The following is a 13,573-nucleotide window of genomic DNA, read 5'->3' as shown; positions in this document are numbered from 1 at the left end:
GACAGCGTATGGAGTCAACCATGCAGAATGAATCCCACACCCACGGCATCGACATGTCTGCCCTGGGTCGCAGCAAGCAGAGCCTGCGCCTGGCCGAAGAGACCGTGGCCATCGAAGTGCCGGGCCTGAGCCTGTTCTACGGCGACAAGCAAGCCCTGTTCGACGTGCAGATGAACATCCCCAAGCAGCGCGTGACCGCCTTCATCGGCCCGTCCGGCTGCGGCAAGTCGACCCTGCTGCGCACCTTCAACCGCATGAACGACCTGGTCGACGGCTGCCGCGTGGAGGGTGCCATCAACCTCTACGGCAACAACATCTACCGCAAGGGCGAGGACGTGGCCGAGCTGCGCCGCCGCGTGGGCATGGTGTTCCAGAAGCCCAACCCGTTCCCCAAGACCATCTACGAGAACGTGGTCTACGGCCTGCGCATCCAGGGTATCAACAAGAAGCGCGTGCTCGACGAAGCCGTGGAGTGGGCGCTCAAGGGCGCGGCGCTGTGGGACGAGGTCAAGGACCGCCTGCACGAATCGGCCCTCGGCCTGTCCGGCGGCCAGCAGCAACGTCTGGTGATCGCCCGCACCATCGCCGTGGAGCCGGAAGTGCTGCTGCTCGACGAACCCTGCTCGGCACTGGACCCGATCTCGACGCTGAAAGTCGAAGAGCTGATCTACGAACTGAAATCCAAGTACACCATCGTCATCGTCACCCACAACATGCAGCAGGCAGCCCGGGTTTCGGACTACACCGCATTCATGTACATGGGCAAACTGGTCGAATACGGTGATACCGACACCCTGTTCACCAACCCGGCGAAAAAGCAGACCGAAGACTACATCACCGGGCGTTACGGCTGATCGAAGTCCAGGAAGCGTACCTGGCCCCTGTGGGAGCGGGTTCACCCGCGAATCAGGCGCCGCGGTGTATGGCACCGGCTTCGCCGGTGTTCGCGGGTAAACCCGCTCCCACAGGGAACGATTCGAACTACTTGCAGCTGCTTCGCGGAGCGAAACGATGATCAACAAAGAAAGCCTCACCCACCATATCTCCCAGCAGTTCAACGCCGAACTCGAAGAGGTGCGCAGCCATCTGCTGGCCATGGGCGGCCTGGTGGAAAAGCAGGTGAACGACGCCGTCACCGCGCTGATCGAGGCCGACTCGGGCCTGGCCCAGCAGGTGCGTGAGGTCGACGAACAGATCAACCAGATGGAGCGCAACATCGACGAGGAATGCCTGCGCATCCTCGCCCGCCGCCAGCCGGCAGCCTCCGACCTGCGCCTGATCATCAGCATCTCCAAGTCGGTGATCGACCTCGAGCGCATCGGCGACGAGTCGACCAAGATCGCCCGCCGCGCCATCCAGCTGTGCGAGGAAGGCGAGGCGCCGCGTGGCTACGTCGAGGTGCGCCACATCGGCGACCAGGTACGCAACATGGTGCGCGACGCCCTCGACGCCTTCGCCCGCTTCGATGCCGACCTGGCACTGTCGGTGGCCCAGTACGACAAGACCATCGACCGCGAGTACAAGACCGCGCTGCGCGAGCTGGTCACCTACATGATGGAAGACCCGCGTTCGATCTCGCGGGTGCTCAGCGTGATCTGGGTGCTGCGCTCGCTGGAGCGGATCGGCGACCACGCGCGCAACATCTCCGAGCTGGTGATCTACCTGGTGCGCGGCACCGACGTGCGCCACATGGGCCTCAAGCGCATGAAGGCGGAAGTCGAGGGTACCGCCTACGATGCGGCTGAAAGCGCTAATGTTCCGGGCGAACCGGACGATAAATAGAATTGCTCCCGAGCCTCGACGCCCGGCATTCGCCGGGCGTTTTCGTTTGTGGCAGCGCAACCAGCAGGCACCCGCGAACGATGCGAAGAAGTCCCGGCGTGGCCCAGTTATTGGCAATAGGCCACCATCGCGCGGTAGGCTAGCCGGGTTCAAGAGGAGTATCGATGAGTAAAGTCAATGTGCTGGTCGTGGATGATGCGCCGTTCATCCGTGACCTGGTGAGGAAGTGCCTGCGCAACGCCTTCCCGGGCATGGTCATCGAAGACGCGGTCAACGGCCGCAAGGCCATGGCCATGCTGGCCAAGGAAACCTTCGACCTGGTCCTGTGCGACTGGGAAATGCCCGAGATGTCCGGCCTGGAGCTGCTCACCTGGTGCCGCCAGCAGCCAGAGATGAAGAACCTGCAGTTCATCATGGTGACCAGCCGCGGTGACAAGGAGAACGTGATCCAGGCCATCCAGGCCGGCGTCTCCGACTTTGTCGGCAAACCGTTCACCAACGAACAGCTGCTGACCAAGGTGAAGAAGGCCCTGACCAAGATCGGCAAGCTGGACAGCCTGATGGCCGGGGGACAGGCGCGGGTCAATTCGGCCTTTGCCAACGATTCGCTGAGCGCCCTGACGGGCGGCAAGCCGGAAGCGGTCAAGGTGGCGGCGCCTGCGGCGGCCAAACCGTTGCTCAACGCGCCCAAGCCACAGTCTGCGGCCGCCGCGGCCCAGTCCGGGCGTGGCCAGGGCCAGCTGCGCCTGGCCAGCGGTACCCAGCCTTGCGTGATCAAGGCCCTGAGCCTCAAGGAAGCCTTGCTGGTGGTGCGCCGCAGCGCGGCCCTGCCCCAGGTGCTCGAAGGCGCGGTGCTGGACCTGGAGCAGGGCGAGAGCGCCGAAGTGGCACGCCTGAACGGCTACCTGCACGCCATTGCGGCACTGGAGCCCAAGCCCGAGAGCGACTGGCTGCAGCTGACCTTCCGCTTCGTCGACCAGGACGCACAGAAGCTCGACTACCTGTCGCGGCTGATCGCCCGTGGTACCCAGCAGAAGCACTTCACCCCCGGCGCCTAGCTCGGTCTTACCTCGAACCCTGTGGGAGCGGGTTCACCCGCGAAATGCAATGGTGGAGCCACCGGCGTATTCGCGGGTAAACCCGCTCCCACAGGATCCGACCAACTGTCATAGCACTCCGAGATCCCGCTGCTAGGCTTCGACAGACCGTAACTGTCAAAAAGCCACCATCATGCCAGCCACCGCCCGCTTGCTGTTGCTCGGTGCCTTGCTCTCGGCCTCCACGTCGAGCCTGGGCGTGACCATCTACAAGACCGTCGACAACGCCGGCGTGGTCTCGTACTCCGAGCGCTACAGCCCCGGGGCGAAAACCTTCGAATTCCGCGAGCCGATGCTCGAGCGCATCGACGGCAAGGTGCGCCTGCAGGCCGAGACCTTCCCCGGTGGCGTTCGCTTCATGGTGCGCAACGACCTCTACGTGCCGATGCAGGTCGAGCTGCGCATCGACAAGCTGAGCAACGCCTTCGGTGGCAACAAGCCGCGGATGATCCGAGCCGTGGTGGGGCCACGCTCCAGCAAGGTGCTGAGCTCGGTGTTGGCGGCACCGGGTGGCAAGCTGCAGTACGCCACCAACTTCCAGTACGCCATGGGTGACCCTGGCCAGCATTCGCTCGCCTATCGCTACCCGTTCCCGTGGAAGGGCGGGCCGTTCCGCCTGACCCAGGGCCCGAACGGGCGCTTCAGCCATTTCGGCCCCAGGAGCCGCTACGCGATGGACATCGCCATGCCCGAAGGCACGCCGATCATCGCCGCGCGGGGCGGCACGGTGGCCAAGGTCGAGAACAGCCAGACAGGACGGGGCAGCAACCCCTCGGGCAACTTCGTGAGGATCCTGCACCCCGACGGCACCATGGGCGTGTACCTGCACCTGATGCGCGGGTCGGTGGTGGTGAGGGAGGGGCAGCAGGTGGTGCTCGGCCAGGCCCTGGCCAAGTCGGGCAACACCGGCAACAGCACCGGCCCGCACCTGCATTTCGTGGTACAGCGCAACACCGGCCTGGCACTGGAATCGATCCCGTTCCAGTTCGACCGGCCGATCGGCGGGTTGCCGGACTTCACCGCCGGCAACCCCTGAGGTCAATCGAGCTTGAGCACCTTGGCCAGGACGATCTTCGGCCCTTTCATCTTCTTGATGATGATGCGCAGGCCTTCGACTTCCAGCACTTCCTCTTCCTCAGGTACGCGCTTGAGGGTCTCGTAGACCAGGCCGGCGAGGGTTTCCGCCTCGATGTGGTCGAGGTCGACGCCCAGCAGCCGCTCGACCTTGAACAGCGGCGTGTCGCCGCGCACCAGCAGCTTGCCGGGCTGGTAGGCGAGGATGCCGCGCTCGGCCTTGCGGTGTTCGTCCTGGATGTCGCCGACCAGCACCTCCAGCACGTCTTCCATGGTCAGGTAGCCGATCACCTTGCCGTCGGCTTCCTCCACCAGCACGAAGTGCGCGCCGCCCTTGCGGAACTGCTCCAGCAGCTGCGACAGCGGCATGTGCCGCGACACCCGCTCCAGCGGCCGGGCCAGGTCCACCAGGTCGACGGTCTCGGGCAGGTGCTCCAGCTCGGCCAGCTCCAGCAGCAGGTCCTTGATGTGCAGCAGGCCGGTGAACTCCTCGCGCTCGGCGTCGTACAGCGGGTAGCGGCTGAACTTGTGACGGCGCACCAGGGCGAGGATTTCCTTGAGCGGTGCATGGGCGTCGATGCTCACCATGTCCTCGCGCGAGTTGGCCCAGTCGACCACTTCCAGCTCGCCCATTTCCACGGCCGAGGCCAGCACGCGCATACCCTGGTCACTCGGGTCCTGGCCACGGCTGGAGTGCAGGATCAGCTTCAGTTCTTCGCGGCTGTAGTGGTGCTCGTGGTGCGGGCCGGGCTCGCCCTGGCCGGCGATGCGCAGGATGGTGTTGGCGCTGGCGTTGAGCAGGTAGATGGCCGGGTACATGGCCCAGTAGAACAGGTACAGCGGCACTGCGGTCCACAGCGACAGCAGCTCGGGCTTGCGGATCGCCCACGATTTCGGCGCCAGCTCGCCGACCACGATGTGCAGGTACGAGATGACGAAGAAGGCGACGAAGAACGACACGGCCTTGACCACCTCGGCGCTGTCCACGCCCAGGTAGGCCAGCAGCGGTTCGAGCAGGTGGGCGAAGGCCGGCTCGCCGACCCAGCCCAGGCCCAGCGAGGCCAGGGTGATGCCCAGCTGGCAGGCCGACAGGTAGGCGTCGAGCTGGTTGTGCACCTTGCGCAGGATGCTGCCGCGCCAGCCGTGCTGTTCGGCGATGGACTCCACGCGGGTGGCGCGCAGCTTGACCATGGCGAACTCGGCGGCGACGAAGAAGCCGTTGAGCAGCACCAGCAGGAAGGCAAAGATGATCATGCCGAAATCGGCGAACAACGAGGTGAGGCTGATACCAGGGGAAGGGTCCATGATGGAGTTTTTACGGGGTCCGTCTTAGAAAAGGAGAGAAAAAAAGTGCCAGCTCTTGCTGGCACAGGGGATCCAATGTAGCGGCTGAAGGCCTTCGCGGGCAAGCCCGCTCCCACACGGATCGCGTCGGTTCCAGTCGCTACGCGGTTTCTGTGGGAGCGGGCTTGCCCGCGAAGGGCTGCAAGGCAGCCCCGATCTCAGCCCCTGCCTGCGGCCAATTGTGCCGGGGCAAAGTGACAGGTGAAGGTACTGCCATGCCCCGGCACGCTGCTGATTTCCAGCTTGCCGCGGTGGCGCATCAGCACGTGCTTGACGATCGCCAGGCCCAGCCCGGTGCCACCGGTGTTCGACGCCCGGCTCGAATCGACCCGGTAGAAGCGCTCGGTCAGCCGCGGCAGGTGCTTGGCATCGATGCCCACGCCCGAATCCTGCACCGACAGGTGCGCGCCCTGTTCGTCGCTCCACCAGCGGATACGGATGCTGCCTTCGTCCTGGGTGTATTTCACCGCATTGAACACCAGGTTGGAGAAGGCGCTGCGCAGCTCCGACTCGCTGCCCTTCAGGCGCAGGCCCGGCGCGGCTTCCAGGGTGATGCGCTGGTTGCGCTGGCCGGACAGCGCCTGGGCATCGTTCTTGATGGCGGCCAGCAGGGCATCGACCGCCACCGGCTGGTTGTCCGACGGGTAGTCGGTGGCTTCCAGCTTGGCCAGCAGCAACAGGTCGTTGAGCAGCGTCTGCATGCGCGAGCCTTGCTGGGTCATCTGCTGCAACGCCCGCTTCCAGCGCGGGTTCACGTCCTCGACGTTGTCCAGCAGGGTTTCCAGGTAGCCGGTGATCACCGTCAACGGCGTGCGCAGCTCGTGGGACACGTTGGCGATGAAGTCCTTGCGCATCTGTTCGAGCTGGTGGATGCGGGTGACATCGCGCACCAGCATCAGGTGCTCGTTGTTGCCGTAGCGGGTGATGTGCAGCTGCACGCGCAGGCGGTCGTTGATCGGTGACGGGATCTCCAGCGGCTCGAGGTAGTTCTCGGCCTCGAAGTATTCCTTGAAGCGCGGGTGGCGCACCAGGTTGGTCACCGGCTGGCCGCCGTCCTGGGGGGTCTTGAAGCCCAGCAGGGTTTCGGCGGCGCGGTTCCACCATTCCAGGTTGCCATCGCTGTCGAGCATGATCACCGCGTCGCGCAGGGCCGCGGTGGACTCCTGCACCCGGTCGATCACCGCCTGCAGGCGCCCGCGCACGCGCTGGTCGCGGCGTTGCAGGTGATAGATGCTGTCGAACACCTCGCCCCACAGGCCGTAGCCATCGGGCGGGGCTTCGTCGGGCTGGTGGTTGCGCAGCCAGTCGTGCAGGCGCAACAGTTGCTTGAGGGTCCAACCCAGGTAGAGCGCCAGGCCGATGGCCAGGCTCCAGCCGTAGTAACCACTGGCCAGGCCACCGATCAGGCAGACGCTGACCAGCAGCAGCAAGTGGCGAATAAGGGTCGCGTGCCAGTTCTGGTTCAATTGACGGTCCTTGTACAACGACGTGCAGCTTGGCGCTTCCGGGCTTTGTCAGCTCTTGGTGGAGAAGCGGTAGCCAGTGCCCCGGACGGTTTGTACCAGATTTTCGTAGGCTTCACCCAGTGCCTTGCGCAGGCGACGGATGTGCACGTCGACAGTGCGTTCCTCGACATACACGTTACCGCCCCACACCTGGTCGAGCAGCTGACCACGGGTGTAGGCGCGCTCCTGGTGGGTCATGAAGAACTGCAGCAGGCGGTATTCGGTCGGGCCCATTTCGGCTGGCTTGCCGTCGATGGTCACGCGGTGGCTGATCGGGTCGAGCAGCAGGCCGCCGACTTCGATCGGCGCTTCGCTGTCGCTCGGGCCGGTACGGCGCAGCACGGCCTTCAGGCGCGCCACCAGCTCGCGTGGCGAGAACGGTTTGGTGATGTAGTCGTCGGCGCCCACTTCCAGGCCCTGGATCTTGTTGTCCTCTTCGCCCTTGGCGGTGAGCATGATGATCGGGATGTCCCCGGTCAGCTCGTCACGCTTGAGGCGGCGGGCCAGCTCGATGCCGGAGGTGCCGGGCAGCATCCAGTCGAGGAGGATCAGGTCGGGCTTGCGGTCGACGATGATCGCATGGGCTTGCTGGGAGTTTTCCGCTTCCAGGCAGTCATAGCCGGCCATTTCCAGGGCAACGGCGATCATCTCGCGAATCGGTGCTTCGTCGTCGACGATCAGAATGTTTCTGCCAACCATGCTCAAAACCTCTCCCGGGAATCGTGTCTTGGCCCGCATTAGATAACGGAATTATTGCAGCTGTGTGACAGGGTGTTGGCCGTTCTGGCGACATTCAATGACTGGACTAGGCTACACAGAGCCGCCGTGGCGGCAAACCCTACGCATTCCACGCCCGAATTTATGGTGAATCCAATGACACGACACACGCTGAGCTGGATGGCCCTGATCGCTGCATTTGCGCTGCCTGGAGTGGCTTCGGCCCACCATGCCATGGAGAAGGACGGCATGTGGGTCGATCACAATGGCATGACGCTCTACACCTTCGATAAAGACGCTGGCGGCAAGTCCATGTGCAATGGTGACTGCGCGACCAACTGGCCGCCGCTGATGGTCATGGGTGGCGAAAAGGCCGATGGCAAGTGGACACAGATCAAGCGTGACGACGGCAAGATGCAGTGGGCCTACGACGGCAAGCCGGTGTACACCTTCGTCAAGGACAAGAAGGCCGGCGACATGACCGGTGATGGCATGAAGGACGTCTGGCACGTGGCCAAGCCTTGAGGGATATCGCATGACCCTGTGGGAGCGGGTTTACCCGCGAATGCGTTGGTGGGTCTACAGACGCATTCGCGGGTAAACCCGCTCCCACAGGGGGTGGTGAATGTCAGCGCAATGCGTAATCCAGCACCACGCCGATGAACACCAGCAACCCCGCCCAGTGATTGTGCAGGAACGCCTTGAAGCACGATTCACGGTCCAGCTTGCGCGTCGACCAGAACTCCCAGGCAAAGCATGCCGCCGCCCCCAGCAGCCCCAGGTGGAACCAGCCACCGAGCTCGAAGCGGCTGCCCGCCAGCAGCAGGCAGCCCAGCGACAGCAGCTGCAAGGTCAGGATGATCACCCGGTCGGCCTCGCCGAACAGGATCGCGGTCGATTTCACCCCGATCTTCAGGTCGTCATCGCGGTCGACCATGGCGTAGTAGGTGTCGTAACCCACCGTCCACAGCAGGTTGGCGATGTACAGCAGCCAGGCGCTGGCCGGCAGCTCGCCGCCGGCGGCGCTGAAGGCCATGGGGATGCCCCAGGAATACGCGGCGCCCAGCACCACCTGCGGGTAGTAGGTGTAGCGCTTCATGAACGGGTAGCAGAAGGCCAGGGCCACCGCGCCGAACGACAGCCACACGGTGCGGCTGTTGGTGCACAGCACCAGCAGGAAGCTCACCGCGACCAGGATGGCGAACAGTGCCAGGGCCTCGCGCGACCGGACCCGGCCACTGGCCAGCGGCCGGTCGGCGGTGCGCTTGACGTGGCCGTCGACCTTGCGGTCGGCGAAGTCGTTGATGCAACAGCCCGCGGCACGCATCAGCACCACGCCGATGCCGAAGATCAGCACGTTGGCCAGGGTCGGCGAACCCTGCCCGGCAATCCACACCGCCGACAGGGTCGGCCACAGCAGCAGGTAGATGCCGATGGGGCGGTCCATGCGGCTGAGCTGGATGAAGTCCCAGGCGCGCGGGTGCAGGCGGTTCAGCGACTTGAGCAGTTGCAGGTACATCAGTGGGTCTCCTCCTTGGCCGCCTGCCACAGTGTAGGCAGGAATACCTCGGCCACCAGCAGGTCGAGACCGTCACGCTCGAAGCGCGAGCGCCGGCCCCACAGGCCGTCATGGGCGACGGCGGCTGGCAGCCAGCCCTGTGGATAACGGCACACCTCGATCGGGTGGCGGATGAACGCCTGGTCGCAGAACAGCAGTTCGCCCAGCGAACGGCTGCCCAGGGTTTCCAGGTCCAGCCCGCCGCGCTCCAGGGCGCTGCGGCTGGCCACACTGCGGGCGAACACCCACGGTTCGCCATGGCCGCGCAGGTACACCTCGCGCACCCAGCCCTCGGCGCCTGGGGCGATGCCCAGGGCCTGGCATTCGTCGGCGCGCAGCGGCTGCCAGCCCTCGAACAGGGGCGTGACGCTGAAGTGATCATGGGACAGGCGGGTGAGGCGGCGGGTCAGGGAGCCTTCGTCGAACAGCCAGTCCAGGGTTGGCTGGTCGCTATCGGTGGCCAGCTGTGAATACGGCAGCCACGCGACAGCGGCTGCTTGCGGGGTTTCGTACGACACGTCGGTATGCTTGATGACAGCCAGAGAGGCCGCGAGCTTAGCATGATTGCCCCGACTGCTTGCATAATGCCCGCCTATACAAAAAAGCCTGAGCCTGACCGAGGAACCGACCCGATGAAAAAGTGGCAGTGTATTGTCTGTGGCCTGATCTACGACGAAGCCCAGGGCTGGCCAGACGACGGCATCGCCCCCGGCACGCGCTGGGAAGACGTGCCGGAAGACTGGTTGTGCCCAGACTGCGGCGTGGGCAAGAGCGACTTCGAAATGATCGCCATCGGCTGATAGAGGAAAACACGGCATGACGTCCCCAGTGGTAATCATCGGTACCGGCCTGGCCGGCTACAACCTGGCCCGCGAGTTTCGCAAGCTTGACGGCGACACGCCGCTGTTGCTGATTACCGCCGACGATGGCCGTTCCTACTCCAAGCCGATGCTGTCCACCGGCTTTGCCAAAAACAAGGACGCCGACGGCCTGTGCATGGCCGAGCCCGGTGCCATGGCCGAGCAGCTCAAGGCCGAGGTCCGCACCCACACCCGCATCAGCGGCATCGACCCGGGCCACAAGCGCCTGTGGATCGGCGAGGAAGCGGTCGAGTACCGCGACCTGGTGCTGGCCTGGGGCGCGCAGACCGTGCAGGTGCCGATCGAGGGCGACGCTGCGCAGTGGGTCTTCCCGATCAACGACCTCGAGGACTACGCCCGCTTCCGTGCGGCCGCCGTCGGCAAGCAACGGGTGCTGATTCTCGGCGCCGGCCTGATCGGCTGCGAGTTCGCCAACGACATGAGCCTGGGCGGTTTCCAGGTCGATGTGGTGGCACCGTGCGAACAGGTGATGCCGACGCTGTTGCACCCGGCGGCGGCCACGGCCGTGCAGGCCGGCCTGCAAGGCCTGGGCGTGCGCTTCCACCTCGGTCCGGTGCTGACACGCCTGGACCAGGTCGGTGAAGGCCTCGAAGCGCACCTCTCCGACGGCCAGGTGATCGCCTGCGACCTGGTGGTCTCGGCCATCGGCCTGCGCCCGCGCACCGACCTGGCCGCCGCCGCCGGCCTGCAGACCAACCGAGGCGTGGTGGTGGACCGCCAGCTGCGTACCTCGCACGCCAATATCTTCGCCTTGGGCGACTGCGCCGAGGTCGACGGCATCAACCTGCTCTATGTCATGCCGCTGATGGCCTGCGCCCGCGCCCTGGCCCAGACCCTGGCCGGCAACCCAACCCAGGTCAGCTACGGGCCGATGCCGATCACCGTGAAGACCCCGGCCTGCCCCTTGGTGGTTTCGCCGCCGCCTCTGGGCCGTGAAGGCAACTGGCAGGTCGAAGGGCAGGGCAGTGACCTGAAAGTGCTCTGCCATGCCGCCGACGGCCAGCTGCTCGGCTATGCCCTGACCGGTAGCGCGGTGATGGAAAAACTGGCCCTCAATCGCCAGTTACCCGCCCTGATGGCATGAATGGCGGGCGTTCTGTCGGATTTATCCTGTTGTTGCCCCCACAATGGCCGCCCAGATACTGGCGCGGCCCCGGTCGGCGTGCCATTCTCAGTTCCGTCTGCCGCAGATTAGAGCCTGCGGTGCCTTGAACGCTGCTTCAATGGCAGCACGGCATAACAACAAGAAATCCCGTCAAAGAGGCTTCACTATGCGTAAACCAGAACTCGCCGCTGTCATCGCCGAAAAGGCCGACCTGACCAAGGAAAAGGCCAACCAGGTATTGAACGCTATTCTCGACAGCATCACCGGTGCCCTGGACAAGGACACGGTCACCCTGGTCGGTTTCGGTACCTTTGAAAAACGCCATCGTGGCGCTCGCACTGGCAAGAACCCGCAGACCGGTGAGCCGGTGAAGATCAAGGCCAGCAACACCGTCGCCTTCAAGCCGGGCAAGAACCTGCGCGACAGCGTCAACGTACCGGCCAAGCCGGCCAAGAAAAAGTGACCGGCTGATCCCAGTGTCGATCAAGCGGGCGCCTCAGGGCGCCCGTTGTGCTTTATGCAGGTGAAATGTTTCGAACTTGCATAAAAAGTTCAAGAAAAGGATAAACTGCGCGCCTCAGTCATTTTTCATTCGAGGCGCGTTGATGAAGTTTCGCTTTCTTCTCTGGGCCATGGGGCTGCTGATGGCCAGGGCCAGCCGCAACAACCCGGCGTTCCAGCAGCAACTCAAGGACAAGGACCTGGTGTTCCAGATGCAGACCCTGGACGGCAAGGTCGCCCGGCACTTCATCGTCAGCAACGAGCGCGTCAGCAGCAAGGGCGGCAGCCACCCGCAGCCGGCCTTCGCCATCGCCTTCAAGGACGCGGCCTATGGTTTCGCCACGATGCAGGCCGGCAACAAGCAGCTGGCCTTCATGCAGGGGATTCAGGACAAGAGCATCCAGATCAAGGGCAACCCGGCGCTGGTGATGTGGTTCCAGGGGTTGATGAAGTACCTGAAACCCAAGAAGAAAGGCTGACGCATACCCTGTGGGAGCGGGTTTACCCGCGAACACCGGCGTAGCCGGTGCCATCCCCCCGCCGCTCCCACAGGTTCAAAGCCAACCCTCAGTGCGGGGCGTTGAACTGGGACGCCAGCTCGCGCAACAGCGACTCGGCCTCGAGCACCTTGCTCACCACTTCCTCGGCCTTGTCCCGGGTGATCCCCAGACGCTCCAGCAACTCGTCCGGGATCGCTTCCTGCGGCCCCGAGCCAATCCCGCGTGAACGCAGCAGGCGGGTGGCCAGGCACACCAGGTTGGGAAACGCCGCATATTCGCCGTCATAGGTCGGGTCGTGCTGGAAACGCAGCGCGGTGGACAGTTCTTCCGGCATGTCCCACAGCTTCATCAGCCAGGCGCTGATCTGTTCGCGGCTGATGCCCAGCAGGTGCTGCTCGACGAAGGTGTGGCACAGGTGCGGGTTGACCTCCAGGTGGCGGCAGATCAGCGAGAAATGGGGCGGGAACACGTGCGCCAGCAGCAGGTAGCCGAAGTTGTGCAGCAACCCGGCCAGGTAGGTCAGGCCGGCTTCCGGGCGCTCGGCGCGCGGCATGGCGCGGGTCAGGCCCTCGATGATGGCGGCGGTGTAGATCGACTGCTGCCAGTACGGCGTGGCCTGCTGCGGATGGTCCTTGGGCAGGCTCAGGGTCTTGCCCAGCGCCAGGCCCAGGGCCAGGTTGATCACCAGGTCGAAGCCCAGCACGCGAACGATGGCGTCTTCCACCGAGCGGATCTTGCCGGGCGAGGCGTAGTAGGGCGAGGCGGCCCAGCTGACCACCTGGGCGGCCAGCGCCGGGTCGGTCTCGACCACGCCGGTGATGTCGTCGATGCTGGCGTTGGGGTCGACGCGCAGCTTGATGATCTTCTGCGCGGTGTCGGCCAGCGGCGGAATCTCGATGGTCTCTTCAAGACGCTTCTGGATGCGCCGGGCGGTGAAGGCCTGCACCGCCTGGGTGATTTCCTTGGGGTCGTCATCCGGCCGGTCGAGGTTGGGGCGGATGTCGCGCACGGGCTGGCCAAAGCTGCCAGCACTGGCCTTCTTCAGCATGCGCTTGAAGTTTTCCTTGTCGATTTCCAGCAATAGCCCGGCTTCACCGGACTGGATCAGCAGTCGCTCGGATTCGAGCAACTTGCCTTCGTAAAGGCACGGTGAGCTGGTCAGCGCCGGGATGGCCGGCAAGGTCTTGAGCTGGTGCTTGTCGAGCATCTGCTTGAGGCGCGGCACCGGCACGGCCTTGAGCTTGCGCCCGGTCAGTTCTTCGAGGCGGCTGAGGTCCAGCAGCTTGCTCTGTGGGAACAGCACCAGAAGGGCACCGATCTCGTCATCAAGAAGGACCGCCTGCACCCGTGATGCGGCCGGCAACGCTGGGTGTTCCGCCACTTCTCTGAAGGGCACGCCAACTTTTTCGAGCAACAGCCGGATGACAGACGGTGCGTGTGGGGTTGCGGTATCCAGGGCAACTTCAGTCATGGTCTGTATCCACTATTTCTTTTGAAAGCAAAGTATAA

The 13,573-nt window shown here is 64.5% G+C and carries 15 protein-coding genes; 9 read left to right on the top strand and 6 right to left on the bottom strand.

All coding sequences use genetic code 11. The features are described from left to right. Positions 1–20: 20 nt before the first annotated feature. The 4 genes from pstB (at position 21) to ACIP21_RS06445 (ending at position 3,915) form a co-directional block, all read left to right on the top strand. Positions 21–854 (top strand): phosphate ABC transporter ATP-binding protein PstB, encoded by an 834-nt coding sequence (pstB, locus tag ACIP21_RS06460; RefSeq protein WP_400685314.1) that lies wholly within the window; start codon positions 21–23, stop codon positions 852–854. Positions 855–1,011: 157 nt separating this feature from the next. Continuing rightward, positions 1,012–1,782, top strand: coding sequence for a phosphate signaling complex protein PhoU (gene phoU, locus ACIP21_RS06455; RefSeq protein ID WP_400685311.1), 771 nt, complete (start codon positions 1,012–1,014; stop codon positions 1,780–1,782). A gap of 164 nt (positions 1,783–1,946) precedes the next feature. After that, complete coding sequence (locus ACIP21_RS06450; protein WP_400685308.1) at positions 1,947–2,840, top strand: response regulator; 894 nt, start codon at positions 1,947–1,949, stop codon at positions 2,838–2,840. 172 nt (positions 2,841–3,012) lie between these two features. Further along, positions 3,013–3,915, top strand: a complete 903-nt coding sequence (locus ACIP21_RS06445; protein WP_400685306.1) for a peptidoglycan DD-metalloendopeptidase family protein — start codon at positions 3,013–3,015, stop codon at positions 3,913–3,915. Positions 3,916–3,917: 2 nt separating this feature from the next. On the opposite strand, the gene ACIP21_RS06440 is transcribed toward ACIP21_RS06445, so the two are convergent. From ACIP21_RS06440 to phoB, 3 genes are all read right to left on the bottom strand, one after another. Beyond that, positions 3,918–5,258 carry a hemolysin family protein gene (locus tag ACIP21_RS06440; protein ID WP_400685304.1) on the bottom strand — a complete coding sequence of 447 codons (1,341 nt, stop codon included), beginning with the start codon at positions 5,256–5,258 and terminating at the stop codon, positions 3,918–3,920. 197 nt (positions 5,259–5,455) lie between these two features. Beyond that, a complete protein-coding gene (gene phoR, locus ACIP21_RS06435; RefSeq protein ID WP_400685303.1) occupies positions 5,456–6,763 on the bottom strand; it encodes a phosphate regulon sensor histidine kinase PhoR in 1,308 nt (435 codons plus the stop codon). Between the two features lie 48 nt (positions 6,764–6,811). Then, on the bottom strand, positions 6,812–7,501 hold the full coding sequence (phoB, locus tag ACIP21_RS06430; protein WP_003253341.1) for a phosphate regulon transcriptional regulator PhoB: 690 nt from the start codon (positions 7,499–7,501) through the stop codon (positions 6,812–6,814). A 174-nt stretch (positions 7,502–7,675) separates the two neighbouring features. Between phoB and ACIP21_RS06425 the strand changes: the two genes are divergently transcribed. Then, positions 7,676–8,044: a hypothetical protein gene (locus ACIP21_RS06425; protein ID WP_400685301.1), complete on the top strand. Its 369-nt coding sequence runs from the start codon at positions 7,676–7,678 to the stop codon at positions 8,042–8,044. Positions 8,045–8,147: 103 nt separating this feature from the next. Here the strand turns inward: ACIP21_RS06425 and ubiA are convergent, their stop codons facing one another. Beyond that, positions 8,148–9,038 (bottom strand): 4-hydroxybenzoate octaprenyltransferase, encoded by an 891-nt coding sequence (ubiA, locus tag ACIP21_RS06420; RefSeq protein WP_400685298.1) that lies wholly within the window; start codon positions 9,036–9,038, stop codon positions 8,148–8,150. Then, the gene (locus ACIP21_RS06415; protein WP_400685296.1) at positions 9,038–9,595 is read right to left on the bottom strand and encodes a chorismate--pyruvate lyase family protein; all 558 of its coding nucleotides are present in this window, start codon (positions 9,593–9,595) and stop codon (positions 9,038–9,040) included. Before ACIP21_RS06415 ends, ubiA begins: the two co-directional genes overlap by 1 nt. A gap of 114 nt (positions 9,596–9,709) precedes the next feature. Here ACIP21_RS06415 and ACIP21_RS06410 point away from each other — a divergent pair, with 114 nt between their 5' ends. The 4 genes from ACIP21_RS06410 (at position 9,710) to ACIP21_RS06395 (ending at position 12,043) form a co-directional block, all read left to right on the top strand. Further along, positions 9,710–9,877: a rubredoxin gene (locus ACIP21_RS06410; protein ID WP_028689962.1), complete on the top strand. Its 168-nt coding sequence runs from the start codon at positions 9,710–9,712 to the stop codon at positions 9,875–9,877. Between the two features lie 16 nt (positions 9,878–9,893). Further along, positions 9,894–11,042, top strand: coding sequence for an NAD(P)/FAD-dependent oxidoreductase (locus ACIP21_RS06405; RefSeq protein WP_400685293.1), 1,149 nt, complete (start codon positions 9,894–9,896; stop codon positions 11,040–11,042). A gap of 187 nt (positions 11,043–11,229) precedes the next feature. After that, positions 11,230–11,526 carry an HU family DNA-binding protein gene (locus ACIP21_RS06400; protein WP_060507706.1) on the top strand — a complete coding sequence of 99 codons (297 nt, stop codon included), beginning with the start codon at positions 11,230–11,232 and terminating at the stop codon, positions 11,524–11,526. Positions 11,527–11,668: 142 nt separating this feature from the next. After that, positions 11,669–12,043, top strand: a complete 375-nt coding sequence (locus tag ACIP21_RS06395; protein WP_400685290.1) for a helicase — start codon at positions 11,669–11,671, stop codon at positions 12,041–12,043. Between the two features lie 88 nt (positions 12,044–12,131). Here ACIP21_RS06395 and ACIP21_RS06390 read toward each other — a convergent pair whose 3' ends face one another. Next, positions 12,132–13,535 carry an HDOD domain-containing protein gene (locus ACIP21_RS06390; protein ID WP_400685288.1) on the bottom strand — a complete coding sequence of 468 codons (1,404 nt, stop codon included), beginning with the start codon at positions 13,533–13,535 and terminating at the stop codon, positions 12,132–12,134. Positions 13,536–13,573 lie beyond the last annotated feature (38 nt).

Origin of the sequence: Pseudomonas sp. NPDC089401, from assembly GCF_044749485.1 — a bacterium.
Taxonomy (GTDB): domain Bacteria; phylum Pseudomonadota; class Gammaproteobacteria; order Pseudomonadales; family Pseudomonadaceae; genus Aquipseudomonas.
The sequence above is the reverse complement of the archived record's forward strand: the minus strand, read 5'-3'. Positions and strand labels throughout refer to the sequence as shown.

What these genes read in the sequence shown, in the direction of transcription:
- pstB (WP_400685314.1), top strand. Translation starts at nt 21, where the DNA reads ATGCAGAATGAATCCCACACCCACGGCATCGACATGTCTGCCCTGGGT.
- phoU (WP_400685311.1), top strand. Translation starts at nt 1,012, where the DNA reads ATGATCAACAAAGAAAGCCTCACCCACCATATCTCCCAGCAGTTCAAC.
- ACIP21_RS06450 (WP_400685308.1), top strand. Translation starts at nt 1,947, where the DNA reads ATGAGTAAAGTCAATGTGCTGGTCGTGGATGATGCGCCGTTCATCCGT.
- ACIP21_RS06445 (WP_400685306.1), top strand. Translation starts at nt 3,013, where the DNA reads ATGCCAGCCACCGCCCGCTTGCTGTTGCTCGGTGCCTTGCTCTCGGCC.
- ACIP21_RS06440 (WP_400685304.1), bottom strand. Translation starts at nt 5,258, where the DNA reads ATGGACCCTTCCCCTGGTATCAGCCTCACCTCGTTGTTCGCCGATTTC.
- phoB (WP_003253341.1), bottom strand. Translation starts at nt 7,501, where the DNA reads ATGGTTGGCAGAAACATTCTGATCGTCGACGACGAAGCACCGATTCGC.
- ACIP21_RS06425 (WP_400685301.1), top strand. Translation starts at nt 7,676, where the DNA reads ATGACACGACACACGCTGAGCTGGATGGCCCTGATCGCTGCATTTGCG.
- ubiA (WP_400685298.1), bottom strand. Translation starts at nt 9,038, where the DNA reads ATGTACCTGCAACTGCTCAAGTCGCTGAACCGCCTGCACCCGCGCGCC.
- ACIP21_RS06410 (WP_028689962.1), top strand. Translation starts at nt 9,710, where the DNA reads ATGAAAAAGTGGCAGTGTATTGTCTGTGGCCTGATCTACGACGAAGCC.
- ACIP21_RS06405 (WP_400685293.1), top strand. Translation starts at nt 9,894, where the DNA reads ATGACGTCCCCAGTGGTAATCATCGGTACCGGCCTGGCCGGCTACAAC.
- ACIP21_RS06400 (WP_060507706.1), top strand. Translation starts at nt 11,230, where the DNA reads ATGCGTAAACCAGAACTCGCCGCTGTCATCGCCGAAAAGGCCGACCTG.
- ACIP21_RS06395 (WP_400685290.1), top strand. Translation starts at nt 11,669, where the DNA reads ATGAAGTTTCGCTTTCTTCTCTGGGCCATGGGGCTGCTGATGGCCAGG.
- ACIP21_RS06390 (WP_400685288.1), bottom strand. Translation starts at nt 13,535, where the DNA reads ATGACTGAAGTTGCCCTGGATACCGCAACCCCACACGCACCGTCTGTC.